Here is a 26,230-nt window from a genome sequence, read left to right on the forward strand (position 1 = left end):
AGGATCGCATCATGAGCGGACCATCCGACTACCAGCCGAGCAATCCGGCCCTGCAATGGATCGAGCGGCGCCTGCCGATCTTCGGCCTCATGCACTCCTCGTTCGTCGCCTATCCCACCCCGCGTAACCTGAACTATTGGTGGACCTTCGGCGCCATCCTCTCCTTCATGCTGGGGATGCAGATCCTGACCGGCGTGATCCTGGCGATGCACTATACGCCGCATGCCGATCTCGCCTTCAAGTCGGTCGAGCTGATCGTTCGCGACGTGAACTACGGCTGGCTGCTGCGCAACATGCACGCGGTCGGCGCCTCGATGTTCTTCGTCGCCGTCTACGTCCATATGTTCCGCGGCCTTTATTACGGGTCGTACAAGGAGCCGCGCGAGGTGTTGTGGATCCTCGGCGTCATCATCTACCTCCTGATGATGGCGACGGGCTTCATGGGCTACGTGCTGCCCTGGGGCCAGATGAGCTTCTGGGGCGCCACCGTCATCACCAACCTGTTCTCCGCCATTCCCTATGTCGGCGAGAGCATCGTGACGCTGCTCTGGGGCGGCTATTCGGTCGGCAACCCGACCCTGAACCGCTTCTTCTCGCTGCACTATCTGCTGCCGTTCCTGATCGCGGGCGTCGTCGTGCTCCACGTCTGGGCGCTGCACGTCGCCGGCCAGAACAATCCTGACGGTGTCGAGCCGAAGACGGAAAAGGACACCGTGCCGTTCACGCCGCATGCCACCATCAAGGACATGTTCGGCGTCGCCTGCTTCATGCTGCTCTACGCCTGGTTCATCTTCTACATGCCGAACTATCTCGGCGACGCCGACAACTACATTCCGGCGAACCCGGGCGTGACGCCGCCGCACATCGTGCCGGAATGGTATTACCTGCCGTTCTACGCGATCCTGCGCTCGATCCCGAACAAGCTCGCGGGCGTCGTCGCGATGTTCGGCGCGATCATCATCCTGTGCTTCCTGCCCTGGCTGGACGCCGCGAAGACGAAGTCGTCGAAGTATCGCCCGCTGGCCAAGCAGTTCTTCTGGATCTTCGTCGTTGTCTGCATCCTGCTCGGCTATCTCGGCGCGCAGCCGCCGGAAGGCATCTACGTCGTTGCCGGCCGGGTCCTGACCGTGTGCTACTTCGCCTACTTCCTGATCGTCCTGCCGCTGCTCTCGCGCATCGAGAAGCCGCGGCCGGTCCCGAACTCGATCTCGGATGCGGTGCTGGCCAAGACCGGCAGCCGATCGACGCCGATGGTGTCGACCGCGATCTTGCTGGCGCTCGCCGGTTCGTTGTTCGCGGGCTCGATCGACAGCGCGAAAGCATCTGAAGGCAGCGATACGCCGCCCGGCAACAAATGGTCGTTCTCGGGCCCTTTCGGTACGTTTGACCGCGGGGCGCTGCAGCGTGGCCTGAAGGTCTACAAGGAGGTCTGCTCCAGTTGCCACGGCTTGTCTTACATCGCCTTCCGCAACCTCGCCGAGGCCGGCGGGCCCGGCTATTCGGTGGCGCAGGCGTCGGCATTTGCTTCCGAGTACAAGGTCAAGGACGGTCCGAACGATGCGGGTGACATGTTCGAGCGTGCGGGCCGGCCGGCGGACTATTTCCCCTCGCCATTCCCGAACGAGCAGGCCGCCCGTGCCGCGAACGGTGGCGCCGCGCCGCCCGACCTGTCGCTGATCACCAAGGCACGCTCTTACAAGCGCGGCTTCCCCTGGTTCATTTTCGACGTCTTCACCCAGTACCAGGAGCAGGGGCCTGACTATGTCACCGCGCTGCTCCAGGGGTATGAGGAGAAGGTGCCTGAGGGCGTGACCATCCCGGAGGGGTCGTACTACAACAAGTATTTCCCGGGCCACGCCATCAAGATGCCGAAGCCGCTGAGCGACGGCCAGGTGACCTATGACGACGGCTCGCCGACCACCGTCGCCCAGTACGCCAAGGACGTCACCACGTTCCTGATGTGGACCGCCGAGCCGCACATGGAAGCGCGCAAGCGCCTCGGCTTCCAGGTCTTCGTGTTCCTGATCCTGTTCGCGGGCCTGATGTACTTCACCAAGAAAAAGGTCTGGGCCAGCTCGCACTGAGGCCGCGCCTGACGAGACAAGAAATGAAAAAGCCCCCGCAAGGGGGCTTTTTTGTCGAGCGGTCATTTCGGGGCGCGCCCTTGGCGCGAACCCTGAATCCATTCATCCACCGACGTTGAGGCCCGATGGATTTCCGGGTTCGCGCTATCGCGCGTCCCGGAATGACGTGAGTGTGGATTGCGCCGCGCGCGTCCAGCGGCCAGAATACCCGTCAACCGCTCCCTCAGAAACTCACCGGAGGACACCATGGGAACCGCCATCACCTTCAAGCGTCCGGACGGCAAGGACGCCTCGGGCTATCTCGCCAATGCCGCGCGTGGCAACGCGCCGGGCGTGGTCGTGATCCAGGAATGGTGGGGCTTGTCGGACCAGATCAAGGGCCTGTGCGACCGCTTTGCGCTGGCCGGCTTCGATGCGCTGGCGCCCGATCTCTACAAGGGCAAGGTGGTGCCGTATCACGACACGGACAGCGCCAACAAGGAGATGAACTCGCTCGACTTCATGGACGCCACCACGCAGACGGTGCGCGGCGCCGCGCAATATCTGGCGCGCAACGGCGCCAAGGTCGGGCTGACCGGCTTCTGCCTCGGCGGGGCCGTCACCATCATCGGCGCGACCAGGATCCCGGAGCTCGCGGCCGGTGTCGTGTTCTACGGCATCCCGCCGGAGCAGGCCGCCAAGCCCGCCGACGTCAAGATTCCGCTCCAGGCCCATTTCGCCAACAAGGATGATTGGTGCACGCCGGAGCTGGTCAACGGCTTTGAGAAGGCGATGAAGGCTGCCGGCAAGTCGCTGGAGCTGTTCCGCTATGACGCCGAGCACGCCTTCGTCAACGAGCAGCGCCAGGCCGTGCACGACCGCGAAGCCGCCGAACTCGCCTGGGGCAGGGCGACGGAGTTTTTCCGCAAGCATCTGGGGTGAGACCGGAGCGATCGATCGGGAGCAGCGAAGTATGGCGACGTCGTCTCTCACAGGCCGCGTGTTCGGCCTGATCGTTCGGGGCGTGGCCGGCATTGCCGGCATCGTCGCCTTGACGACGGCTCACGCGGCAGCAGAGCAGGCCTTCGTCACGTTGAATGGCGACCTCAAGAAGGAGGCCTGGTGGGTCATCGCGGAATTCCATCCGTTCACGACCGAGGTTCGCGGCATCCCCGCGAACCAGATCCGCAAGAGCTGGTGCAAGGCGACCGAATTCCGCAAGGACCTGATTCCCAAGGAGCTGCTGTTCGAGAATGGCGCTGATGCGATGAAGGGCGCCGGCATGTCCTTTGCGGTCGAGGGGCGCTTCGACGGCGCCGCCACGAGGCAGATCGCCGTGGTCGGCGTATTTCAGGAGTGTGCGGGTCCAAAAGGCAGGTTTATGCTGGTCCTCGATCAGCCGGACGGCGGGAAGCCGAAGATCCGCTTTCTCGACGCCGTACGTACGAACCGCCAATTCGGAGCTCTTTCGAAGGACAAGGGCGGCAAGCCCGTCCTTTGGGAATGCATGGAATGCGACGGCTATTCCGTGCTCAAATGGGATCGGAAGAAAAACAGGTTCGGTTGGGAGCCGCAGGCCGAGGAGCTTTAGCCGGCGTGGGCGGCAGCCGAGCGCGGCACGGCTCCGCCGCGCAGGGGACGGGTTTTCTCACCTTGACGCCGTCCTCGCGCCATGGTGAGTATCGCCCCATGAGTACCGCCGTCCGCCCAGCCCGTCTTTGGTGGCGCACCTCCTGACGAGGTGGCCGGTGCGATTTCTTTTCCCAAAATCGTCGAAGGTCGCCCACGCGGTGCGGCGGTCTGATCGTTTGTCCTGTGTGGCGTTCCCTCGGCAAGTTTCGTAAGAGGACGACATGAACAGGACCGTCTTTGCCCTTCCGGCCAGAAGCGACTATGCGACCCGCGCGGGTCTTGCGATCACGCGCGTGGCTGAGCAGTTCACCGGCGGCGCCAGCCGGCTCGACGACCTGATCAATCTGCTCGACCGCCGCCGTGGCGTGGTGCTGTCCTCGGGCACAACCGTCCCCGGTCGCTACGAGAGCTTTGACCTCGGCTTCTCCGATCCGCCGCTCAAGCTCGAGACCACAGGCTTCAATTTCAAGCTCGAGGCGCTCAACCGGCGAGGAGAGGTGCTGATCGCCTTCCTCGGCGACGTCCTGCGCGAGCCCTGCGTCGTGATCTCCGAGAAGAGCGCGACGCGTCTTGCCGGCCACATCGTCCGCGGCGATGCGCCGGTCGAGGAGGACCAGCGCACCCGGCGCGCCAGCGTGATGTCGCTGGTACGCGACATCATCGCCGCCTTCTTCGCCAATGACGACGGGCTGCTCGGCCTGTTCGGCGCCTTCGCCTATGACCTCGTGTTCCAGATCGAGGACCTCGTGCAGAAGCGCCCGCGCGAAGCCGACCAGCGCGACATCGTGCTCTATGTGCCCGATCGCCTGCTGGCCTATGACCGCGCCACCGGTCGTGGCGTCGTGCTCACTTACGATTTCGCCTGGAAGGGCAAGTCGACCGAGGGCCTGCCGCGCGAGACCGCGGACAGCCCGTATCTGAAGACGCCGCGCCAGGGCTTTGCCGATCACGCGCCCGGCGAATATCAGGCGACCGTCGAGACCGCGCGCGCGGCCTTTGCCCGCGGTGATCTGTTCGAGGCGGTGCCGGGACAGTTGTTCGCCGAGCCCTGCGACCGTTCGCCGGCCGAAGTCTTCCAGCGTCTGTGCGTCATCAACCCCTCGCCCTACGGCGCGCTGATGAATCTGGGGGAGGGAGAGTTTCTCGTCTCCGCCTCGCCGGAAATGTTCGTGCGCTCGGACGGACGTCGCGTCGAGACCTGCCCGATCTCGGGCACCATCGCGCGCGGCACCGATGCGATCGGCGATGCCGAGCAGATCCGCCAATTGCTGAACTCGGAGAAGGACGAGTTCGAGCTCAACATGTGCACCGACGTCGATCGCAACGACAAGGCGCGCGTCTGCGTCCCCGGCACCATCAAGGTGCTGGCGCGCCGCCAGATCGAGACCTATTCGAAGCTGTTTCATACCGTCGATCATGTCGAGGGCATGCTGCGCCCCGGCTTCGACGCGCTCGATGCGTTCCTCACCCATGCCTGGGCCGTGACCGTGACAGGCGCGCCAAAGCTCTGGGCGATGCAGTTCGTCGAGGATCACGAGCGCTCGCCGCGGCGCTGGTATGCGGGGGCGATCGGCGCGGTGAATTTCGACGGCAGCATCAACACCGGCCTCACCATCCGCACCATTCGCATGAAGGATGGCCTCGCCGAAGTGCGGGTCGGCGCCACCTGCCTGTTCGATTCCGATCCGGCCGCGGAAGACCGCGAATGCCAGGTCAAGGCCGCCGCGCTGTTCCAGGCGCTGCGCGGCGATCCGCCGAAGCCGCTGTCGACCTTCGCGCCCGATGCGACCGGCTCGGGCAAGCGGGTGTTGCTGATCGACCACGACGACAGCTTCGTGCACATGCTGGCCGATTATTTCCGCCAGGTCGGCGCCGACGTCACCGTGGTCCGCCATGTGCATGCACTCGATATGCTCAGGCAGAAGACCTGGGATTTGCTGGTGCTGTCGCCGGGGCCCGGCAGGCCGGAAGATTTTGCGATCAAGAAGACGATCGATGCGGCGCTGGAGAAGAAGCTGCCGGTGTTCGGCGTCTGCCTCGGCGTCCAGGCCATCGGCGAATATTTCGGCGGCGAGCTTGGGCAGTTGACGCATCCGGCCCATGGCCGGCCCTCGCGGGTGCAGGTGCGCGGCGGGCGCCTGATGCGCAATTTGCCGAACGAGATCGTCATCGGCCGCTATCATTCGCTCTATGTCGAACGCGACAGCATGCCGGAAGTGTTGTCCGTTACCGCCAGCACCGAGGATGGCGTCGCCATGGCGCTGGAGCACAAGACCCTGCCGGTCGCCGGCGTGCAATTCCACCCGGAATCGCTGATGTCGCTTGGCAATGAAGTGGGACTACGTATTGTTGAAAACGCGTTCCGGCTGGATGCGCGTGTCGATTGAGAGGCACCAATGACCTTTGACCACGACATCAAGGCGAGCGTCCGCACCATTCCCGACTATCCCAAGCCGGGGATCATGTTCCGCGACATCACGACCCTGCTCGCGGACGCGCGCGCTTTCCGCCGCGCGGTCGACGAGCTCGTCAATCCCTGGGCCGGCAACAAGATCGACAAGGTCGCGGGCATGGAGGCGAGGGGCTTCATCATCGGCGGCGCGGTGGCGCACCAGCTCTCGGCCGGCTTCGTGCCGATCCGCAAGAAGGGCAAGCTGCCGCACACCACCGTGCGCATCGCCTACTCGCTCGAATACGGCATCGACGAGATGGAGATGCATGTCGACGCGATCCAGCCCGGCGAGCGCGTCATCCTGGTCGACGATCTCATCGCCACCGGCGGCACCGCGGAAGGCGCGGTGAAGCTGCTGCGCCAGATCGGCGCCAACGTTGTCGCCGCCTGCTTCATCATCGACCTGCCCGAGCTCGGCGGCGCCGCCAAGCTGCGCGCCATGGACGTGCCGGTGCGCACGCTGATGACGTTCGAAGGCCACTGAGCCGCTTGCCGCGGTCAGATCAGCTCGGCCTTCAGCTCGGCCCGCCAATGCAGCAGGCGCTCCTTCAGGAGCGCGTTCCTGACATAGGCGCTCTCCTCGTCCTCCAGCCGCTCGCATTCGGCAAAGCTCAGGCCTGCCTCGCCATGCGTGGTCCAGGCGGCCTGGAGGCTGCGGCAGGTGTGGCTGCCCTGGCGCAGCGAGAACCAGATGCGGTTCTGAATCGTCTCCAGGTTCGGCGCCTGGCCGACCCAGGCCTGCCCCGACGCCGCGCAGCGCACGACGTAGACGCCCGCAATGGTCTTGCGCTCCTTGTAGGCGGTGATCGCTGCTTTCCGGTCGATGCTCACGGACGGGCCTTTTAACTGAGGGCGTTGCTGCGCAATCCAGTAGCGGCACGTCCGGCTTCTGTCAATATTACCCGGGTAAAATATTCAAGACCGTTGCAGGATCAGATTGAGCTCGAGCTCGCGGAAGGCGAGGTAATTGCGCCGGGTCCACTGATGCAGCTCGGTGGAGGAGTCCTTCTCCTGGCGCAGATAGCGGGTGAAGGAGAAGTTCAGCCGGTCGACATAGGTCTTGAGGAAGCCCGGCAGTGCGGGCAGGCGGAGCAGCCGGCCGCCTTCCATCGCGGCCGGCAGCTCGCCGCGCACGACATATTCGTTGTCGACCGTGATCAGGTTCATGCGCGGGATCTGTGTGCGCAGCATCTCGTGGGCGCGGGCCGAGACGCGGTCGGTATCGGCGACGAACAGGATCTGGGGCGCGACATGGCGGCGTGCTGCTTCCTTCAACAGGCCGATCTCGTCGGTCATCTTGAAGAACTCGTCGAAGGCGTGGAAGCCGAGGTCGATCACCTTGGCAAGCCCGTCGTCGACGATGACGCGGTCCATCAGCTGCATCTTGCCGTAGGTGTCGATCACGTCGGCGGTCTCGGTGACGCCGGGCAGGTAGTCCAGCAGCGACGGCTCCTTCAGATTGACGTCGAAGGCCGCGACGTTGCCGTTCTTGAGCAGCAGGAACTCGCTCAAAAGCCGCGCCAGCAGGGTCTTGCCGACCTGCGGGCGTGGCGAGCAGATGATGTAGACGGGCGTTGCGGACATCGACAGCTATATCAGTCGAACTTGGCGACCAATCCAGCCGTATCAGCCCGGCTTGCGCAACTATTTTTCGCTGTTGCGGCTCACCGGCTTCGAACCGACGATGTCGGTCAGCCGGATGCGGTCGAACTCGCTCCAGACGTTGGCCAGCCAGTGCCGGACATAGCCGCGCAGCACGAAGGAATAGTTCGCGGCCTCGTCGTTGATGCCCTTGTTGGCGACGAATTTCAGGAACGGAACGGAGGACACCTCGACCTGCTCATAGGCCATTTCGTTGAGCTTGGGGATGGTCAGCTCGGTGGCGTCCTTGATGCGGTGGAAGTAGGAATTATAGGTCGCCTGGTCCCACTGGAAGAACTGGGTGTCGTTGATGAAGTTCTTCACCAGGAAATATTTTGCACCGGTCATGAAGCCGGCGGTCTCGGCGATCTCGTCCAGCGAGGCGATCGAGGGTCCCAGGATGTGGAATACCGCGAAGGTGATCTGCCCGGCCTTGGCGGCGTCGAGGAAACCGATGTCGCGCAGCGAGGCGAGCGCCGGCGAGAGCAGGCCGGCGCGGACGTCGATCACGGTCACCGACGGGCTGGTCGCATTGAGCGTATCGAAGATCTTCATCTGATCCGACGTCGTCGTCATGTCGACGATCTCGGTGATGTCAGGGTGGAAGCGCTTCAGGGTTCCGCGGGGCGATTCCGTGTCGAAGGCACGCGTCGGCACGTTGTTGGCTGAGAAATAATCGAGCAAGGTGCGCGACACCGTGGTCTTGCCGACCCCGCCCTTGTCCGCACCCACCACAACCACTGCCGGCTTTGCCATTGCTGTCCCCTAACGCGCCCCCGATCGCGAGGTCGCAATCGGCCGGGCCCCAAATCGATGTCCCAAGGATGTCCCAAGTCTGCTGTTGGGCGCGAACATGGCAGAAACAAGGGAGAATTCAATTCCTCGGCATGTCGATACGGCAATTCCTGAAGTTTTTCCCAATCGCGGCGAAACTGCCGCGTATGGCGGCACACCGCATGCTTAATGACGGCCCCAAGGACCAATAGGATTGCCCATGGAATTGCCGACCGGCGTGCCCATGCCTTTGCTGTTCGCAGTTCCGGGGGGACCGGGTGCGGGCACGGGCGGCGGAGCGACAGGGCCGCCGGCATCGTTCCAGGGGCCGTGATTTGGCGGCGGCGGGGCGTCCTGCTGGTCGGCTGGCGCCTCGGGCTCGTCCGTTTCCTCGGTCGGCGGCAGCGGGCCCGGATCATGGCCGCCGGCAAACTTGACCAGTGCATCGACCCTGGATTGCACCGAGGGGTGGGTCGCGAACAGATCGGCAAAGCCTTCGCGGGGATTGTCGACGCAAAGCTCCATCACGGCCGAGGTCGCGCCGGGCAGCTCACCGCGATTCTCGATCTTGCGCAGCGCCGAGATCATCGCATCGGGATCCTTCGTCAGCTCGACGGAGCCGGCGTCGGCGAGATATTCGCGCGACCGCGACAGCGCGAGCTTGACCACCTGAGACAGCAGCCAGGCCAGCACGATCAGCACGATCGCGATGATGATCACGATCACCGCGCCGCCGCCGGAGCTCTTGCTGTCGCTCGATGACGAGGACGACCGCGACGACGAGGAGGAGCCCGAGGACCACGAGCCGCCGGAGCCGGAGCTCCAGTTGAAATTGGTGAACAGGCGGAAGAACATCTCGCCGAAGAATCCGACCACGCCGGCGATGATGACGGCGACCACCATCAGCTGGACGTCGCCGTTCTTGATATGGGTCAGCTCGTGGCCCAGCACCGCCTCGATCTCCTTGTCATCAAGCGCATCGAGGAGGCCGGTGGTGACGGTGATGGAATATTGCCTGGGATTGAGGCCGGTCGCGAACGCGTTCAGCGCCGGGCTCTCCATGATCTTCAGCTTCGGCATGGTGATGCCGCGCGAGATGCAGAGGTTTTCGAGCAGGTTGTAGAGCCGCGGCTCCTCCTGCCGGGTGACGTCGTGGCCACCGGTCACCGCGTCGATCATCGACTGATGGAAGAAATAGGCGATCACGATCCAGACCGCCGCCACGACCGTCGCGAAGGGCGCGGCCTTGAGCAGGTCGGAGAAGGCGTGCCTCAGATAGTACGCGACGGTCTCATTGCCGTCGATGAAGACTTCGGCGACCAGGGCGCCGGCATAGACCAGCACATAAACCAGCGCGAACAGGCCGCCGAGCAGCAGCATCGAACGAAACTTGTTCGAGGCGATATGCGTGTAGAGACCATACGCGGCCATGGCTGCTTCCGTTAGCTTCTGTCATTCCGGCGCACGCCAACGGCGTGAACCCGGAATCCAGAGCTTAGTGTCGCGGTCGAGGTTGCGGGTTCGCGTCTTCGACGCGCCCCGGAACGACGAAGGTGGGGGGCACGCAGCAATCAGAACTTTACCTGCGGCGTCGCCTCGACCTCGGTGCGGCTCGCGCCGAGATCGAAGAAGTCCTTCTTGGTGAAGCCGAACATGCCGGCGAACAGCGCAGCCGGCAGCTGCTGGATGCCGGTGTTGTATTCCTGGACCGCGCTGTTGAAGAAGCGGCGGCTCGCCGCGATCTTGTTCTCGAGGTCGGAGAGCTCGGATGCAAGCTGCTGGAAATTGGCATTGGCCTTGAGGTCCGGGTAGGCCTCCGACAGCGCGATCAGCCGGCCGAGCGCGCCGGACAGCTGGTTCTCGGCTGCGGACACCTGCGCGGGACCTTGCGCCGACATTGCCGAATTGCGCGCCTTGATGACGTCGTCGAGCGTGCCGCGTTCATGCGAGGCATAGCCCTTCACCGTTTCGACGAGGTTCGGGATCAGATCGTGACGCTGCTTGAGCTGCACGTCGATGTCGGCAAAGGCCTGGCCGACGCGCTGGCTCAGCGCCACGAGGCGGTTATACGCGCTGAAGGCGAACAGCGCGAGGATGACGATGACGCCGAGAACGATCCAGCCGGTCGACATGGAGAACTCCTGAAGGGGAAAGAAGGCGGGCGGGCGCTAGGATAGACCAAATTGGTGCGGAGCGAGAGCCCGACGCGTAGGGGAGGTAGGACTTGGTCGAACGGGGAGCCGGCCAAGTTCAAGGCAAGGCGAGGAACGAGGTTAACTTTCGTCCATGACGGTGTCGCCCCAGCGCCAGCGCCGGGCAGCTGCATAGGCCGCCTTGTCGCGCCGAGGTACCGTCGCGAGCTCAACGCCGTCTTCTCTGCAGAGCTTGGCCGTGATCTCGGCCTTGCCGACGTCCGGCGGCGCCAGCACGCGCGCGGCGCGGCTTGCGGGTTCTGTGCGGGTCAGGGCGACGTAGATGAAGCGTTCGTCCTCGAACGGCACCTCGGCGCCCTTGATCTGGCGGTGCGCCTGCGAGCGCGGCAGGCGCTGGCTGAAATGGCACCAATCGGGCGAGGTGAGCGGGCAGGGCTTTTCGTGCGGGCAGGGTGCGGCGACGTAGGCACCGGCCGCGATCAGTTGCTGGCGCAGCGCGAGGATGCGGGCATAGCCGGCGGGCGTGCCGGGCTCGATCACGACCAGCGCGTGGCGCGCCTTGGCCCACATGGCCTCGGTGAGCGCGCGCTGCCCGGTCTCCCCGAGTTCGCCGATGACGTAGCTGGCGATGACGAGATCGGCTTGCGAAACCTCGGCGAGGTTTCCGCCGGCATCGCCGGGCAAATAGCGGCACTCCGCCAGTCGCGAGCTGCCGCGTGCCAGCTCGAGCGCGAGCCGGCTCAGCGTGGCATTGGCGTCGAGCAGCGTGAAATCCTGCAGCGACGGAAACGCCTCCGCGGCCGCCCAGCTCGCGGTGCCCGGGCCCGCGCCGACGTCGAGCAGCGTTTCCGGGGCGAAGTCGGGCGCGATCTCGGTGAGCGCATTCAGGCTCGCAGCCACCGCCGCGTAGGTCGCCGGCATGCGCGCCAGCGCGTAGGCGAGGGCATCGGCTTCCGACTTGATCGCGCCGGAGCCGCCGCCGGCGCGATAAGTGGTCGAGATCTTCTGTGACCGCTGTGCCGCGTCAGTGCGGGAAAAGCCCTGGAGCTTGGCGTCGAGGGCGGCCTTCAGTTCGGCGGGGAGGGTGGGGGCAATCATCATCCGCGGTCATGCCCCGCGAAGGCGGGGCATCCAGTACTCCGAGACAGTGCCGTAAACCGAGATGTCACGGCGTACTGGATCATCCGCCTTCGCGGATGATGACGTCAATGGGTGGAGGACGAGTGCAGCCTCACGCCACGTTCTGGTCGAGAATGTCCACGGCTTCTTGCAGGCTCACCGACACCAGCTGGGAGACGCCGCGCTCGGCCATGGTGACGCCGAACAGGCGGTTCATCCGCGCCATGGTGATCGGGTTGTGCGTGATGATGATGAAGCGCGTGTCGGTCGAGCCGGTCATCTCGTGCAGGAGGTTGCAGTACCGTTCGACGTTGTGGTCGTCGAGCGGCGCGTCGACTTCGTCCAGCACGCAGATCGGCGAGGGGTTGGTGAGGAACACCGCGAAGATCAGCGCCATCGCGGTCAGTGCCTGCTCGCCGCCCGAGAGCAGCGACAGCGTCTGCGGCTTCTTGCCCGGGGGCTTGGCTATGATTTCGAGTCCGGCTTCCAGCGGATCGTCGCTCTCGATCAGGTGCAGCGCGGCTTCGCCGCCGCCGAACAGCTCGACGAACAGCCGCTTGAAGTGGTTGTTGACGACCTCGAACGAGGTCAACAGCCGCTCGCGCGCCTCCTTGTTGAGACTCTGGATGCCCTGGCGCAGCCGCTTGATGGCCTCGACGAGGTCGTCGCGCTCGGTGACGAGGCCGTTGTGCTGGGTCTCGACCTCGCGCAGCTCCTCCTCGGCGCGCAGATTGACCGCACCGAGGCGCTCGCGGTCGCGCCGCATCTTTTCGAGGTCTTCCTCGATGTCGTGCAGCGGCGGCAGCTCCGCGCCGGGCTCGATCTCGGCAAGGCCTGCGACGGCCTGCGGCTCGACCTCCAGCATGTCGCGGATCTCGCGCTCGACGTCTTCGAGCCGGCGCCGCGCGCCTTCCATGCGCTCCTCGGCGCGGGCGGTGGCCTCGCGGGCGCTGGAGAGCGCCTCGAGCGTCAGCTTGGCGACGCGGTCGGTCTCGGCCATCGCGCTTTCCGCGGTGGCGAGCGCGTCGGCGGCCATGCGGCGGTCGTTCTCCGCGTACTCGATCTCGGTGATCAGCGCGCTGCGCTTCTCGGCGAACACGGCGGGCGCGTTTTCGAGCTCGCTGCGCTCGATCGTGAGCTCGGCGATGCGGGCCTGGATGGTGTCGATATGGGAGGCCGCGCTTTCCTTGCGGTTCTGCCACTCGGTACGCTCGGCGAGGATCGCCTGAACGCGGCGGTCGGCGAGCTCGGCTTCGCGCGCCAGCGCCTGCGCTTCGGCACGGACCTGGGCGGCGATCCGGCGGTGGCCTTCGATGTCGCTGCGGACGGCGGCGAGACGGGTCTCGGTGTCCTCGCTCGACGGCAGCTCGCTGATGCCGGCCTCGGCATATTCGTAGGCAGCCTCGGCCTCGGCGCGGTCGGCGGCGAGACGGCTGTGCGCTTCCGACAGCGTCGCCTTGCGCGCGGCATGGCGGCTGATCTCGCGCTCGGCATTGGCATGGCGCTCACGCGCGACGTTGAGCTCACGCTGCGCGGCGCGCCAGGCTTCGCGGCTCGCGCCTTCGGTGCTCGCCGCCATCTGCAGCTCGGACTCGGCGTTCTCCAGCGCCTGGCGCTTGATCTGGGCGTCGATGCGGGCCTGCTCCAGCTCGTTCTCGATGTCGACGAGACGGGCGCGCTCGGCAAGGCGGCGGGCGGCGCCGGTCGGGGCATGCGCGGCGGCGACAAAACCGTCCCAGCGCCAGACATCGCCTTCGGGCGAGACCAGCCGCTGGCCGGTCTTGAGCTGCGAGACCAGCTCGGCGCCGCGCTCGCGCGGCACCACGCCGATCTGGGCGAGACGGCGGGCCAGCTCGGCCGGCGCCTGCACGTGGTTGGCGAGCGGCACGGCGCCTTCGGGCAGCTCCGGATCGCCTTCGGTGTGACCGACATTGGTCCAGCGCATCGGCGCCGACGGGTCGATCGGGGCGTCGAGATCGTCGCCGAGCGCGGCGCCGATCGCCTTTTCAAAGCCCTTGTCGACGGTGATGCCGTCGATGATCGGCGGCCATAGATTCTTGGTCTCGCCGTTGACGATCTTGGAGATCGTGCGCGCCTCGGTCTCAAGGCGCTGTACGCGCTTGTCGGCCTCGACCAGCGGCGAGCGCGAGGATTCCAGCGTCTGGCGCGCGGCCACGTGCGCGGCCTCGCTCGCCTGGGCGGCGGCTTCCGAAGCGGCCAGCGTCTGCTCCGCGGTCTCGACCAGAGCGGTCAGCTCGTCGAGGTCGCCGAAGCCGCCGGTCTCGGCGGCGAGCTTCTGCTCTTCCGCGGCGACGTTCGCGATCTCCTGGTCGAGCCGGGCGAGCTTGTCGCGGTGGGTGCGGACGTTGGCCTCGAGCTGATTGCGTTTGGCGGTGAGGTCGGCGAGCGCGGTGGTGAGCTCGGCGAATTGCTGCTCGGTTTCGGTCAGCACCGCCTCGGCCTCGGCGACACGCTCGTCGACGCCGGAGCGCTTTTCGACGCGCGACTTGATCTCTTCCTTCAGCTCGGCGTCTTCGGTGTCGAGCCGCTGCAACGCGACGTCGGCATCCATGGTCTGCTGCTGGGCACGCGAGATGTCGCCCTCGAACTGGGCGAGGCGGCGCTCGAGCTCGGCGACGCGCTCCTTGGCGCGCTCTTCCTCGCGGTCGAGCAGCTCGCGGGCATTGGTGAGGCGCTGCAGCCCGGCCGCAGCGCGCGCTTCGGCATCGCGCAGTGCAGGCATCTCCGCGGCGCGGATCGCCTGGATGCGGGCGGCCTCGGCCTGGTGCTGGGTGCGCTCGGCCATCTCGCGGACGGCAAGGTCGTGGGTATGCCCGGACTCGTTGACGTCGGCATGGGCGCCGATCCAGCGCAGATGGTACAGTGTTGCTTCGGCCTTGCGGACCTTGGCCGCGACCTCGCGATAGCGCACCGCCTGGCGGGCCTGCTTCTTCAGGCCTTCCATCTGGCCGGCGAGCTGGCCGATCACGTCCTCGACGCGGGTGAGGTTGGTTTCGGCCGCCTTCAGCCGCAGCTCGGCTTCGTGGCGGCGGGCGTGCAGGCCGGCGACGCCGGCGGCGTCTTCCAGCACGCGGCGGCGCTGCTCGGGCTTGGCCTGGATGATCTCACCGATCTTGCCCTGGTGGACGAGCGCGGGCGAGCGCGCGCCGGTGGCGGCGTCGGCGAACAGGATCTGCACGTCACGGGCGCGCACGTCGCGGCCGTTGATGCGATAGACCGAGCCGGCCTCGCGTTCGATGCGGCGAGAGATTTCGAGCAGCTGGCTGTCGTTCATCGCCGCCGGCGCGGTGCGATCGGCATTGTCGATCGTCATCGTCACTTCGGCGTGGTTGCGTGCCGGACGGTTGCCGGAGCCGGCGAAGATCACCGCGTCCATGTCGGCGGCGCGCAAGCTCTTGTAAGAGGTCTCGCCCATCGCCCAGCGCAGCGCCTCGACGAGATTCGACTTGCCGCAGCCGTTGGGTCCGACCACGCCGGTCAGGCCGGGCTCGATGACGAAGTCCGTGGGCTCAACGAAGGACTTGAAGCCGTGAAGGCGCAGGCGGGTGATTTTCATAAGCACGCATCTCTGTTGGCAGGCGCGAATCCCCCTGCCGGGACAATACCATGGAAGGCAATGTCGGTATCCGGGCGAGTCGCGCGAGGCGCCTCATGCGGCTGGACAATGGCCGCGGTGGGCAGCGAGGGCAACCGGCGAAAGCCGCTTTTCCCAAGGGATTTATGCCGGGAAAGATACGGCTCTGGATGCGCGAATCAGAGCTGTCGCGTGCGAATCAGCTCTTCAGCAGCGGATTGATCTTCTTGGCGAACTCCTCGAACGAGGTCTCGCCCTTGATCTTCTCGCCGTTGATGAAGAAGGTCGGCGTCGAATCCACCTTGAGCACGTCGCTGGCGTATTTCTGGTCGGCGGCGATCTTGTCCAGCAGCGCCTGGTCCTTCAGACAGGCTTCGACCTGCTGCTGGGTGAGCCCGGCCTGCTTGCCGATCCGCGTCAGGGTCTCGGTGGTGTTCTTCACCACCCAGTCGTTCTGCTGGCGGAACAGCATGTCGGTGACCGCGAAATATTTCGGCGCGTCGTCCTTGGCGATGCAGCGCGACAGCATCGAGCCGGCGGCGGCTTTGATGTCGAGCGGGAACTCGCGGAAGATGTAACGCACCTTGCCGGTGTCGATGTATTCCTTCTTGATCTTGGGGAACACCTGCTCGTTGAAGGCGGCGCAGTGCGGGCAGGTCATCGAGGCGTATTCGGTGATGGTGACGGCGGCATCCTTCGGGCCGAGCGCCATGTCGGGCAGCGACACCGGTTTGGCGACGTCGGCGGCCGCCTGCGCCATGGCTTCGGAGACGAAGCGGAGCGGCGAGAGCCCGGCGAGCGCGGCAAGCCCGGTCAGCGACAGCATCGTGGTGAAGGCGCGGCGGGTGATGATCACGGTCGGCTCCCGAATTGGCGTGGTCTCGCCCCGAGGTTTGGCAAGGTTCCCGGGCGGCCTGTCGCTAGCTTGAAACGTGGTTTGAGGCAATGGCGAGCGGCAGGGAGGGGTCCAGATTGGCCGCGAAATGAGGCTCAATTTCGCTTGATGGCGGCCCCGAGCCGGGCCAGCGCCGTCTTCAGTTCTTCGTCTTCGATCTCCCCCAGGCTCTCCGCCACCTTGGCTACGCTCGTGGGGTCCGGCGGGGCGGGCCGCTTCCGGGTCTGGGGCCGCGACAGCGGGGCCTGGCGGAAGGCCAGCTTGCCGACCGCGCTCCAGCCGAAGAAGCGGTTGACCCGCTCCAGGATCACGTCGGCGGAGTGTTGGATCTCCAGCCCCATCGGCCCCTCGACCCGCAGCACCAGGGTCGCCGGCTGCTGCGGCTGGCCCTCGACCGGCCGCGGCCATTGCATTTTCAAGGGCTCGGCATGGGCGGCGATCTCGGCCCCCGCAATCTGCGCCCACCGCGTCACCAGCTCGCGCGCCGCGAATCCCTGCTTGGCATAGGCCTCGGCAAAGACGTCGTCGAGCAGGATCCCGAGCGGCTTGGCGCTGATGGGGCCGGGTTTGAAGATGGGACCGGATTTGGACATGCCGCCTTATAGCATTTCGGCGGGCGGGCCACATGTGCATCGCCGTCATGGCCGGGCTTTGTCCCGGCCATCCACGTTCTCCCGCGAAGAAAGACGTGGATGCCCGCGACAAGCGCGGGCATGACGTGGAGCAATCGGCTCAACGTCGGTTAGGGTAAGAGCATGAGCCCCAGATCTGCCCTCAAGGCCAGGCCGGAACCCGCGCCGTCGAAAGCAACATCACGCCCGAACCTCCTGCTCGCCTGGTACGACCGCCACCGCCGCCGGTTGCCTTGGCGCGCCGCGCCGGGGCAGGCGTCGGACCCCTATCGCGTTTGGCTCTCGGAGATCATGCTGCAGCAGACCACGGTAAAGGCGGTCGGGCCCTATTTCGAGAAATTCGTCGCGCGCTGGCCGGATGTTGCGGCGCTGGGAAGCGCCTCGCAGGATGATGTGCTGCGGATGTGGGCCGGGCTCGGCTATTACTCCCGCGCACGCAACCTCCATGCCTGCGCCGTCGCGGTGACGCGCGCGCATGGCGGCATCTTTCCGGACACCGAGGAGGGCCTGCGCGCGCTGCCGGGGATCGGGCCGTATACGGCGGCGGCGATTGCGGCGATCGCCTTCGACCGCCGCACCATGCCGGTCGACGGCAATATCGAGCGGGTGGTGTCGCGGCTCTTCGCAGTCGAGGAAGAGCTCCCGCAGGCCAAGCCGCTGATCCAGCAACTGGCGGCGACGCTGCTGGCCGACAGCCGGGCCGGAGACAGCGCACAGGCGCTGATGGATCTCGGCGCCTCGATCTGCACGCCGAAGAAGCCGGCGTGCTCGCTGTGTCCGCTGAACGAGGATTGCATCGCGCGTGCGCAAGGCACGCAGGAGACCTTTCCGCGCAAGGCGCCGAAGAAGAGCGGCACGTTGCGGCGCGGAGCCGCTTTCGTCGTGACGCGTGACGATGAGCTGCTGGTCCGCAGCCGGCCGGAAAAGGGGCTGCTCGGTGGCATGACGGAGGTGCCCGGCTCGGATTGGCTCGCCGGCCAGGACGATGCGGCCGCGAAGCGGCAGGCGCCCGCGTTGAAGGGGTTGTCGCGCTGGCAGCGCAAGGCGGGCGTGGTCACCCACGTCTTCACACATTTTCCGCTGGAGCTCGTGGTCTATACGGCGAAGGCGGCGGCGCACACGTGCGCGCCCGAGGGCATGCGCTGGGTGCCGACCGCGACCCTTGCCGGCGAAGCGCTGCCCAACGTCATGCGCAAGGTGATCGCACACGCACTGGACCTTCCACCGCGCCGATCCTCCTGACAGCACGCTGGCAGCAGCGTTGCGCTATCGGGGTTGCGAACCGGAGGCTGCCAATGGTCAAGACCGCACTCGACAACTTTCCACGACCGCCCTGTGCCGAGCTGCTGGGATGGCGCCTGCTCGACGCCCGTCCGGAGGAAGGCTGGATCAGGCTCTCCTTCGAAGGCAAGCCGGCGTTCTGCAACCCTGCAGGTTTCATTCAGGGCGGCATGCTCTCGGCCATGCTCGACGACACCATGGGGCCGGCGGTGCTGGTGATGAGCGAAGGCCGGCTCTACACGACCACCATCAGCATGACCGTGAATTTCCTCAGCCCCGCACGGCCTGGGAGGATTATTGGCGAAGCCAAGGTGACGCAGCTCGGCAAGACCATCGCCTTCGTCGAGGCGAAGCTGATGGCGGAGGACGGCACGGTGCTGGCGACAGCGAGCGCGAGCGAGCGGCTGCTGGAGGCGGCGAGGGCGGTGAAGTAGATATCCCATTTGCACGAATGCATACGCACAGGCAGCGAGACTGCTTCAAGAGCTTGCCACCCCGTCCTTTAGTTCAGGGTGCAACTGATAAATTGTCTCGAGGTGATCCGTGTGATTTCTCATCGATATATACTGCTGATCTTCGGCGGGCTTCCAGCCAAAGCGCTCAGCTGTCAGGATCGCAGCGTCCGACGCGTCGAGATTGTACGCAAAATGCAGGTAGAATTCACGCTCCACCACCGGAGTGATTGTTTGCTTGTATCCTTCGGTGATGTAGGTAGCGGCGCGCGTGGCGTATTCTGCCCAAGAGATGTCATGAGCCGTTGCTGCGGCAGCCTGCGATGTAGGTAGGCCCCAATAGGGCATCATCTTTTGGGCGAAGTTGCCACTCCAGTTATGAAATAGCCGTACGTACAGTCCCCCTTTCGAGAGAACGTCGGCGACACCCTGACACCAACGCGCAATTTCGACTGGATCGGAGTTGACCGGATTAGCTGCCAACCACTCCTTGACTTGTCGCAGGGGCTCGTGGAGCCGCCAATCGAACGCCTCCATCTCAGCGCGACGTTTGGTATCGGGACCCCATTCGAACAGGACGCTGGCCTCAGTCTTCAGTTCCTCGACCGTCGATGCCGAGGCGAACGAAAGGCGTGCTCTCCGCGCCCGCAGCAACTGCATGACTTCGTTCCGGCCGTAATCCAGCCTTGACGAAAAGTCTAAGGACTTGCCGCTGTTGTCGGCGCGGTAGTGCGATTCTTCCGTAAATCTTGTATTCGGGCGACGAACATTGAGGTTGACCACGAGATCGATGTCTCCCAAATCGTCGGTGTCGGAGAGATACGACCCGAACGCCGTGATCTTGTTGACATAAAATACCAACTCATCGCGCGTATTGATCCTGTTAGCGTGAGCGATCAATTCACGGACCTCTTCGTCCGCCTTGGCGCGGTCGAAACGTTTCGTTAGGTTTGCCGCCGCGGTTTGTCGACCTTTTCGGCTGAGCTGGTATCTGCGCGTATCTCGGGAGTGTTCCGGCTCGTTTGGCTCAAGATAGCCTTCCGCTAGCAGTGCGGCGAACACGCGCTCGGCTTCAGCACGTTTGATCGGATTGAACCTGAAGCCCCATATCCGACAGTACTCTTTCTCGTCAACATTCTGACGGATGCCGACTGGGATACGCGGATTGATCTTGCGAGCAGCATCCACGGTGACGCGCCAGTGTTGCTCATTGAAAAAGCTATGCACCGAGGCGACGTCAATGCGGTAGACATTGAGGTGGCGCATCAGGTCGCGTCCGAGCTTCACCGGAAGGCCGACGATGTGTCTGGAATCAAGCTTCATCTGTCCGGTCGTTACTCCACTAGCGCCGCAGCTCTTCCAACGCGCTTATCGGCAGTTTAAGACCTCCCTTCACGCCCGCGCATCCTTGCTCACGATCGGCGGCTTGGCGTTCAGCGCCTCGACCTGAAATCCGGCGACGCGCTTGTAATTGGCGGCGATGTCTTCCAGCTCTTTTTGCGACAGCACGTCGGTGACGATCTTATAGCCGTCGGGCGCGCGCTCCTCGACCAGCTGCATCACCTGCTCGGGGCCGTTCTTGCGGTTGAGCAGGACGAGATCGGTGGTGGCGGGCCGGCGCTCGGCCTCATAGGCGAGCAGCGCCGCGCTGGTCGGTCCATGCGCGAGAATCTCGCGGGTGATGACGCGGGCATCGAGGATTGCTTGCGAGGCGCCGTTCGATCCGACCGGGTACATCGGATGCGCGGCGTCCCCCATCAGCGTGACCTTGCCGAAAGTCCATTGCGCGACCGGATCGCGGTCGACCAGAGGATATTCATAGGCGTGCGGGCAGTTTCTGATCAGACCGGGCACGTCGAGCCAGTCGAACTGCCAGCTCTCGAACCAGGGCAGGAACTCCTCCAGGCGCGCGGTGCGGTTATAGTCCTCGCGCCGCCACTGATAGGTCGGCGGCATATGGCGCTCGGCGACCCAGTTGATCAGATGATTGCCGTTCGCGTCCGGCTCCTTGCTGATCGGATAGCAGACGAATTTCAGGATCTCATGCCCGGCCATGATCATGGTGCGGCCGGTGAGGAAGGCCTTCGCCGGGGTGACGCCGCGCCAGAGGATGCGGCCGTTCCAGATCGGCGGGCCTTCGTTCGGATAGAGCTTTTCTCGCGCGGCCGAATGAATGCCGTCGGCGGCGATCAGAATCGCGCCTTCATGGGTTCCGGCGGCCTTGCCGGTCGTGCGGTCGATGAAGTCGGCGCGCACGCCCTCTGCGGTCTCGGTCCAGCCGGTCAGATGATAGCTGGTGAGAATGTTGTCGCGGCCGAGCCGCTCGATCGCGGTGTCGAGCAGCAGCTGCTGCAGCGTGCCGCGATGGATCGAGAATTGCGGCCATTTATAGCCGGCCTCCAGTCCGCGCGGCTCGCTCCAGATCGGCTTGCCATGCTTGGAGAAATAGGCGAGCTCGCGCGTCCGCACGCCGCTGGCATCCAGCTTGTCCAGCAGCCCGAGCTCGATCAGCTCGCGCACCGCATGCGGCAGCACGTTGATGCCGACGCCGAGCGGCCTCAGTTCGGCGACGCTCTCGAACACTTTCACGGGAACGCCGATCTGGTGCAGGCTGAGCGCAAGCGTCAGCCCGCCGATGCCGCCACCGGCGATGAGTACGGTCATGACAAATCCCCTCCGATAGACGGCGTCTTCGCACAGCCGGGCCGCGGTGGGCAACTGCGAAGAGGTCGCCTATGGACGGCGCGGCGGAGGGCCGCTAACCTCGGATTTTCCCCACGAGGTCCGACATGCTCAAGCTCTACTACGCCACCGGCACCTGCGCGCTCGCCACCTACATCACCCTGGAGGAGGCCGGCGCCGACTACACGGCCGAACGGTTGAGCTTCAAGGATAACCAGCAGAACAGCCCCGATTATCTCAAGATCAACCCGAAGGGCCGCGTGCCGGCGCTGGTGACCGATCGCGGCGTCCTGACCGAGACGCCGGCGATGCTGGCCTACCTCGCGCAAGTGTTCCCCAAGGCGAAGCTCGCGCCGCTCGACGATCCCTTCGACTTCGCCCAGGTGCAGTCGTTCAACTCCTATCTGTGCTCGACCGTGCACATCAACCATGCCCACAAGATGCGCGGGGCGCGCTGGGCGACCCAGGAGAGCTCGTTCGCCGACATGAAGGCGATGGTTCCGAAGACCATGGCCGCCTGCTTCGCGCTGATGGAGCAGAAGATGTTCAGGGGACCCTGGGTGATGGGCGAGCAGTACACGATCTGCGATCCCTATCTGTTCACGCTGGCCACCTGGCTCGAAGGCGACAGCGTCGACATCAATGCGACGCCGAAGATCGCCGATCACTTCAAGCGCATGTCGGAGCGCCCCGCGGTGCGCAAGGTGATGGAAGCGCAGAACGCGTAACAACGTTCCGGCTTTGTAGGGTGGGCAAAGCGAAGCGTGCCCACCATCGGTTCGTTGCCGCGGAAGATGGTGGGCACGGCGCTTTGCGCCTTTGCCCACCCTACGAGAACTTGCGCTTGGCTTGCTCCAGCTCCCGTCCCGTCTCCAGCATCAGCCGTCGCAACCAGATCGAGCCGGGGTCCATCTGGGCCCGGGTCGGATGGAACATGAACTGCTCGTCGATCCCGGGATCGAGCGGCGGCGTCACCGTGACGAGGCCGAGTTGCTTCGACAGTGCGGCAATCAGCCGGCGTGGCACGAAGGCGACGAGGTCGGTGCGGGCGGCGACGTGCAGCGCTTCGAGATAGCCTGACACCACCAGCGAAATGTCCCGCTCAATGCCCTTGCTGCGCAGCCAGGTGTCGATGAGATCCTCGGCATTGCCGCGAATGATGACGCCGACATGACGCGCGGCGAGGAACGTCTCGCGCCGCTTCAGCTTCGCCGTCATGGGATGGCCGCGCCGCACGGCCAGCGCATCGCTGTCGGTGTAGAGCAATTGGCGGTGAAAGCCCTTGAAGGCGTTGCCGATCGAGATCACCAGATCGATGGTGCGGGCAAACTCGGCGTGAAAGATCGCAGGTCCCCGCCATGGCACGACGTCGATCCGGACGTTGGGCGCGGCCTGCGTCACCTTCTCCATCAGCGGCGGCATCAGCAGCTCGACTGCGAGATCAGGCATCATCAGGCGGAATTGCCGCTCGCTGCGCGCGGCATCGAAGTCGTCAGGCACGAACAGCCCGCGTACCTGGTCAAGCGCCTGAGCGAGCGGGGCGCGCAGGGCCTGCGCCCGCGGCGTCAGCTCCATCCGCGCGCCGGTACGCACCAGCAGCGGGTCGCCGAAGATATCGCGCAGGCGCTGCAAAGCGTGGCTGGTAGCCGGCTGTGACAGGCCGATCCGCATCGCCGCGCGGCTGACATTGGCCTCGCGCAGCAGCGCGTCGAGTGCAGTCAGCAAATTGAGGTCAAGCGAAGTCAAATTCATGCTGTGAATAGATATCATATTCTCTATCGATTTGAAGAATTCTCTTCCCTCCCGGAAGATCTCCGTGTTCTCACCAAACGGAGATGCCGCCATGAGCGCTGCCGCCAACAAGAAACTGATGCAGGATATTTTCGCCGCCGCCGCCAATCCCGATCCGGCCGCGCGCGATCGCGCCTTGTTCACCGCAAGCCTTGCCGACGACGCCAAATGGGTCGTCACCGGCCAGTATTCCTGGTCGCGCACCTTTTCGGGCAAGGAGGCGATCCTCAACGATCTGCACGGCTATGTGCGCACCCGCCTGCGCGACCGCACGCGCACGGTCGCGCACCGCTTCATCGCCGACGGCGACGTGGTCGTCGTGGAGGCCAAGGGTGACAACGTCACGCCCGAGGGCGTGCGCTACGACAACGACTACTGCCTGGTGTTTCGTCTCGAGGACGGCAAGATCAAGGAGATCCGCGAGTACTGCGACTCGATCCTGACGGAGAGGGCGCTGGGCCCGTTTCCGCAAGCAGCGATGAGGGCTGCGAGCTGACCGGATTGAGCGCCATCTGGTCCGCCAGCTGGAGGCGTCCGCTCCGGTTTGCATGGGTCGTGCCGGTCTTCCGATCGCTGGCGGAGATGGTCCGGATTCGCCGGCAGCGCTCTCGCCAGCGCTGCCAGCTCGCAGCCATGAGCGAGCGGGAGCTTCAGGACTGCGGGATGTCTCGTTCGGAGATTGAGTATCAGCTGAAGCGGCCCATCCGACGAAAATGAAGGTGAAGAGGCAGGAATTCAGCACTGCGGATTGCAGGAGGCCACCGCCTAACAAGCACGCATTCGGGCACCCCCATGCGAATCTGCATGGGGGTGCACGCCTTACGCCGAGGCGTCGCGCAACTGGCTACAAAATCAGCAGATTTTGTGCGCGCCGCTTTCGCGCGCGCGAAAAATGGGAAGGTTCAATTAACGAGTGTCCGCCATTGTGTCGCGGTGCAGCGTGGGTCGCAAGGACGCGACTCGCGGCTGCCGGGGTGGCCGGTGACGATCGCCGGACTCGTTCGGCCGCTCGAAGTGAAATGCATCTTGGTGGACAGTGGGAATGCCGAAGTTTCGTTTGCGGATCAGGGGACGCCTGTACGCAGGCTTCATGGCCCTGGTGGCGGTTGGTCTCGTGATGGCCGTGGTTGCCATCTGGAATTTGCGGGCGGTGCAGGATCAGGTCGCAAGACAATCCGCGCTCTCGGACAGCACGGCGCGGGTGCTGGAAATCTCGACCCACCTTCAGGCCATCCAGCGCGCCAATCTGCGCTACGTCTACGATGCGAACGAACCCGCGATGAAGGAGGCGCAAGAGCGGGAAACCGCGGCGACCGAGCTGTTGCGGGTCGGCGCGAAGGGGACGCTCTCGGAGGAGCGGCGCGCGCTCTACAACGGCCTCATCGACGACGTCGCCAAGATGCGACGCCTGCGTGACAACCTCGGAGACGCCGTCAACGAGGCGCGGACGGGCAAGGCGACGTTGCTGCCGAGCGGCGAGGAGCTGGCTGTCAAGATGAGCAAGCTGGTCGATACGGCGCGCGCAGCCGTCGACGAAGACACCGCAGCCCTCGTTGCCGACCTCGAATCCAGGGTCCTCCTTGTTCGGGTCGCAAACTGGCGTTTCCTGGCGCTGCGCGACACCCAGGGGCCGGCCAATTTCCGGGCCAGTGTGGACAGGGCGGCGCAACGGCTCGCGGCGATCGAAAAGAGCCCGCAGGCAGCCGAATTGCGAACCACGCTCGCGCCGGTGAAGACCGCGCTCGGCATCTACAAATCCGCGTTCGAGACGACCTCCGCCGCGATGCTCCAGGCCGACGAGATCTACCACAAGAGCCTCGCGCCCCTCATCGTCGACAGCATCGGCCGGCTCAAGGCCGCTGAAGCGACCCTGAAGAAGGACTATCAGGATTCGCGCACCCACGCCGAAGACGTGATCGCCGGCACGACGACCGTTCAGGAGATTGCAGGCGGTCTGGCCATCCTGTTCGGCGGCTTCGTCGCCTTCCTGATCGCCCGCAGCATCGTCGGTCCCCTGACCTCGATGACGCGTGCGATGGGGCTGATTGCCGGCGGCAATCTCGCGGTCGAGATCCCTGGTCGCGGCAAGGCCGACGAGATCGGCGACATGGCCAAGGCGATCCAGGTGTTCAAGGACAACATGATTGACACCGAGCGCATGCGCGCCGAGCAGGCCGAGCTCGAGGAGCGGCAGGCCGAAACCCGCAAGAAGGACATGGTCAGGCTGGCGGACCAGTTCGAACAGGCGGTCGGCGAGATCGTCAACACGGTGTCGTCGGCGTCGAACGAGCTCGAAGCCTCCGCCGGCACTTTGACCACGACTGCCTCGCGGGCGCAGGATTTGTCGACGGAGGTCGCCAGCGCCTCGCAGGAGGCCTCGGCCAATGTGCAGGCGGTCGCCTCGGCGACCGAGGAGCTCTCCTCCTCGGTGTCCGAGATCGCCCGCCAGGTGCAGGAATCCGCCCGGATCGCCGGCGAGGCCGTCGGTCAGGCGAGCAGGACCAACGCGCATGTTGGTGAACTGTCCAAGGCCGCCGCGCGGATCGGCGACGTGGTCGAGCTGATCAGCACCATCGCCGGCCAGACCAACCTGTTGGCGCTGAATGCCACCATCGAGGCGGCACGCGCCGGCGATGCCGGCCGCGGCTTTGCCGTGGTCGCTTCCGAGGTCAAGGCGCTCGCCGAGCAGACCGCGAAAGCCACCGGCGAGATCGGCCAGCAGATCTCCAACATCCAGGCTGCGACTGAGCAATCGGTCGGCGCCATCAGGGAGATCAGCGGCACCATCGAGCGGCTGTCGGAGATTTCGTCGACGGTGGCCGCCGCCGTGGAGCAGCAGGGCGCGGCGACGCAGGAGATTTCCCGCAACGTCCAGCAGGCGGCGCATGGCACGCAGCGCGTCTCGACCAATATCGGCGACGTGCAGCGCGGGGCGTCGGAGACCGGATCGGCCTCGTCGCAGGTGCTGTCCGCGGCGCGCTCGCTCTCGGCCGACAGTAACCGGCTGAAGCAGGAAGTCGCCAAGTTCCTGAGCTCGGTTCACGCCGCCTGAGTCTTGAAAGCAAGGG

Annotated in this window: 23 protein-coding genes; 11 read left to right on the top strand and 12 right to left on the bottom strand. The window is 65.2% G+C overall.

Annotation, left to right across the window (positions count from 1 at the left end):
- Positions 1 to 11: 11 nt before the first annotated feature.
- From fbcH to E4K64_RS32185, 5 genes are all read left to right on the top strand, one after another.
- A complete protein-coding gene (gene fbcH / locus E4K64_RS32165; RefSeq protein ID WP_135166985.1) occupies positions 12 to 2,084 on the top strand; it encodes a cytochrome b/c1 in 2,073 nt (690 codons plus the stop codon).
- A gap of 246 nt (positions 2,085 to 2,330) precedes the next feature.
- Positions 2,331 to 3,005 (top strand): dienelactone hydrolase family protein, encoded by a 675-nt coding sequence (locus tag E4K64_RS32170; RefSeq protein ID WP_126260463.1) that lies wholly within the window; start codon positions 2,331 to 2,333, stop codon positions 3,003 to 3,005.
- A 31-nt stretch (positions 3,006 to 3,036) separates the two neighbouring features.
- On the top strand, positions 3,037 to 3,654 hold the full coding sequence (locus tag E4K64_RS32175; RefSeq protein ID WP_235884848.1) for a hypothetical protein: 618 nt from the start codon (positions 3,037 to 3,039) through the stop codon (positions 3,652 to 3,654).
- Between the two features lie 262 nt (positions 3,655 to 3,916).
- Positions 3,917 to 6,082, top strand: coding sequence for an anthranilate synthase component I (locus E4K64_RS32180; protein WP_135166986.1), 2,166 nt, complete (start codon positions 3,917 to 3,919; stop codon positions 6,080 to 6,082).
- 9 nt (positions 6,083 to 6,091) lie between these two features.
- Positions 6,092 to 6,631, top strand: coding sequence for an adenine phosphoribosyltransferase (locus E4K64_RS32185; protein ID WP_018323310.1), 540 nt, complete (start codon positions 6,092 to 6,094; stop codon positions 6,629 to 6,631).
- Positions 6,632 to 6,645: 14 nt separating this feature from the next.
- Here E4K64_RS32185 and E4K64_RS32190 read toward each other — a convergent pair whose 3' ends face one another.
- From E4K64_RS32190 to E4K64_RS32230, 9 genes are all read right to left on the bottom strand, one after another.
- Complete coding sequence (locus tag E4K64_RS32190) at positions 6,646 to 6,978, bottom strand: GIY-YIG nuclease family protein (protein WP_135166987.1); 333 nt, start codon at positions 6,976 to 6,978, stop codon at positions 6,646 to 6,648.
- An 84-nt stretch (positions 6,979 to 7,062) separates the two neighbouring features.
- A complete protein-coding gene (locus tag E4K64_RS32195) occupies positions 7,063 to 7,731 on the bottom strand; it encodes a hypothetical protein (protein ID WP_135166988.1) in 669 nt (222 codons plus the stop codon).
- Between the two features lie 60 nt (positions 7,732 to 7,791).
- Complete coding sequence (locus tag E4K64_RS32200; RefSeq protein ID WP_126260459.1) at positions 7,792 to 8,544, bottom strand: P-loop NTPase family protein; 753 nt, start codon at positions 8,542 to 8,544, stop codon at positions 7,792 to 7,794.
- Positions 8,545 to 8,748: 204 nt separating this feature from the next.
- Positions 8,749 to 9,993 (bottom strand): M48 family metallopeptidase, encoded by a 1,245-nt coding sequence (locus E4K64_RS32205; protein WP_135166989.1) that lies wholly within the window; start codon positions 9,991 to 9,993, stop codon positions 8,749 to 8,751.
- A gap of 140 nt (positions 9,994 to 10,133) precedes the next feature.
- Positions 10,134 to 10,694: a LemA family protein gene (locus E4K64_RS32210; protein ID WP_135166990.1), complete on the bottom strand. Its 561-nt coding sequence runs from the start codon at positions 10,692 to 10,694 to the stop codon at positions 10,134 to 10,136.
- 141 nt (positions 10,695 to 10,835) lie between these two features.
- Entirely contained in the window at positions 10,836 to 11,816 is a 981-nt protein-coding gene (locus E4K64_RS32215; protein ID WP_135166991.1) for a small ribosomal subunit Rsm22 family protein, read from the bottom strand.
- A 130-nt stretch (positions 11,817 to 11,946) separates the two neighbouring features.
- A complete protein-coding gene (gene smc, locus E4K64_RS32220) occupies positions 11,947 to 15,411 on the bottom strand; it encodes a chromosome segregation protein SMC (protein WP_135166992.1) in 3,465 nt (1,154 codons plus the stop codon).
- A 217-nt stretch (positions 15,412 to 15,628) separates the two neighbouring features.
- The gene (locus E4K64_RS32225) at positions 15,629 to 16,285 is read right to left on the bottom strand and encodes a DsbA family protein (RefSeq protein WP_135166993.1); all 657 of its coding nucleotides are present in this window, start codon (positions 16,283 to 16,285) and stop codon (positions 15,629 to 15,631) included.
- Positions 16,286 to 16,419: 134 nt separating this feature from the next.
- A complete protein-coding gene (locus E4K64_RS32230; RefSeq protein ID WP_135166994.1) occupies positions 16,420 to 16,917 on the bottom strand; it encodes a DUF721 domain-containing protein in 498 nt (165 codons plus the stop codon).
- A 162-nt stretch (positions 16,918 to 17,079) separates the two neighbouring features.
- Here E4K64_RS32230 and mutY point away from each other — a divergent pair, with 162 nt between their 5' ends.
- Positions 17,080 to 18,198 carry an A/G-specific adenine glycosylase gene (gene mutY / locus E4K64_RS32235; RefSeq protein WP_135166995.1) on the top strand — a complete coding sequence of 373 codons (1,119 nt, stop codon included), beginning with the start codon at positions 17,080 to 17,082 and terminating at the stop codon, positions 18,196 to 18,198.
- Between the two features lie 53 nt (positions 18,199 to 18,251).
- On the top strand, positions 18,252 to 18,671 hold the full coding sequence (locus E4K64_RS32240; protein WP_135166996.1) for a PaaI family thioesterase: 420 nt from the start codon (positions 18,252 to 18,254) through the stop codon (positions 18,669 to 18,671).
- A gap of 45 nt (positions 18,672 to 18,716) precedes the next feature.
- Here the strand turns inward: E4K64_RS32240 and E4K64_RS32245 are convergent, their stop codons facing one another.
- Positions 18,717 to 20,012, bottom strand: coding sequence for a hypothetical protein (locus E4K64_RS32245; protein ID WP_135166997.1), 1,296 nt, complete (start codon positions 20,010 to 20,012; stop codon positions 18,717 to 18,719).
- Positions 20,013 to 20,081: 69 nt separating this feature from the next.
- On the bottom strand, positions 20,082 to 21,353 hold the full coding sequence (locus tag E4K64_RS32250) for a flavin-dependent oxidoreductase (protein ID WP_135166998.1): 1,272 nt from the start codon (positions 21,351 to 21,353) through the stop codon (positions 20,082 to 20,084).
- 125 nt (positions 21,354 to 21,478) lie between these two features.
- On the opposite strand from E4K64_RS32250, the gene E4K64_RS32255 reads away from it, so the two are divergent.
- Positions 21,479 to 22,099 carry a glutathione S-transferase family protein gene (locus E4K64_RS32255; RefSeq protein ID WP_135166999.1) on the top strand — a complete coding sequence of 207 codons (621 nt, stop codon included), beginning with the start codon at positions 21,479 to 21,481 and terminating at the stop codon, positions 22,097 to 22,099.
- Between the two features lie 100 nt (positions 22,100 to 22,199).
- Here the strand turns inward: E4K64_RS32255 and E4K64_RS32260 are convergent, their stop codons facing one another.
- Positions 22,200 to 23,123 (bottom strand): LysR family transcriptional regulator, encoded by a 924-nt coding sequence (locus E4K64_RS32260; RefSeq protein ID WP_135167065.1) that lies wholly within the window; start codon positions 23,121 to 23,123, stop codon positions 22,200 to 22,202.
- Positions 23,124 to 23,214: 91 nt separating this feature from the next.
- Here E4K64_RS32260 and E4K64_RS32265 point away from each other — a divergent pair, with 91 nt between their 5' ends.
- From E4K64_RS32265 to E4K64_RS32275, 3 genes are all read left to right on the top strand, one after another.
- Entirely contained in the window at positions 23,215 to 23,658 is a 444-nt protein-coding gene (locus E4K64_RS32265) for a nuclear transport factor 2 family protein (RefSeq protein WP_135167000.1), read from the top strand.
- Between the two features lie 86 nt (positions 23,659 to 23,744).
- Complete coding sequence (locus E4K64_RS32270; protein ID WP_135167066.1) at positions 23,745 to 23,879, top strand: YjiS-like domain-containing protein; 135 nt, start codon at positions 23,745 to 23,747, stop codon at positions 23,877 to 23,879.
- 325 nt (positions 23,880 to 24,204) lie between these two features.
- Complete coding sequence (locus E4K64_RS32275) at positions 24,205 to 26,214, top strand: HAMP domain-containing methyl-accepting chemotaxis protein (RefSeq protein WP_167772374.1); 2,010 nt, start codon at positions 24,205 to 24,207, stop codon at positions 26,212 to 26,214.
- Positions 26,215 to 26,230: the final 16 nt, after the last annotated feature.

The organism is Bradyrhizobium frederickii (assembly GCF_004570865.1).
GTDB lineage: Bacteria > Pseudomonadota > Alphaproteobacteria > Rhizobiales > Xanthobacteraceae > Bradyrhizobium > Bradyrhizobium frederickii.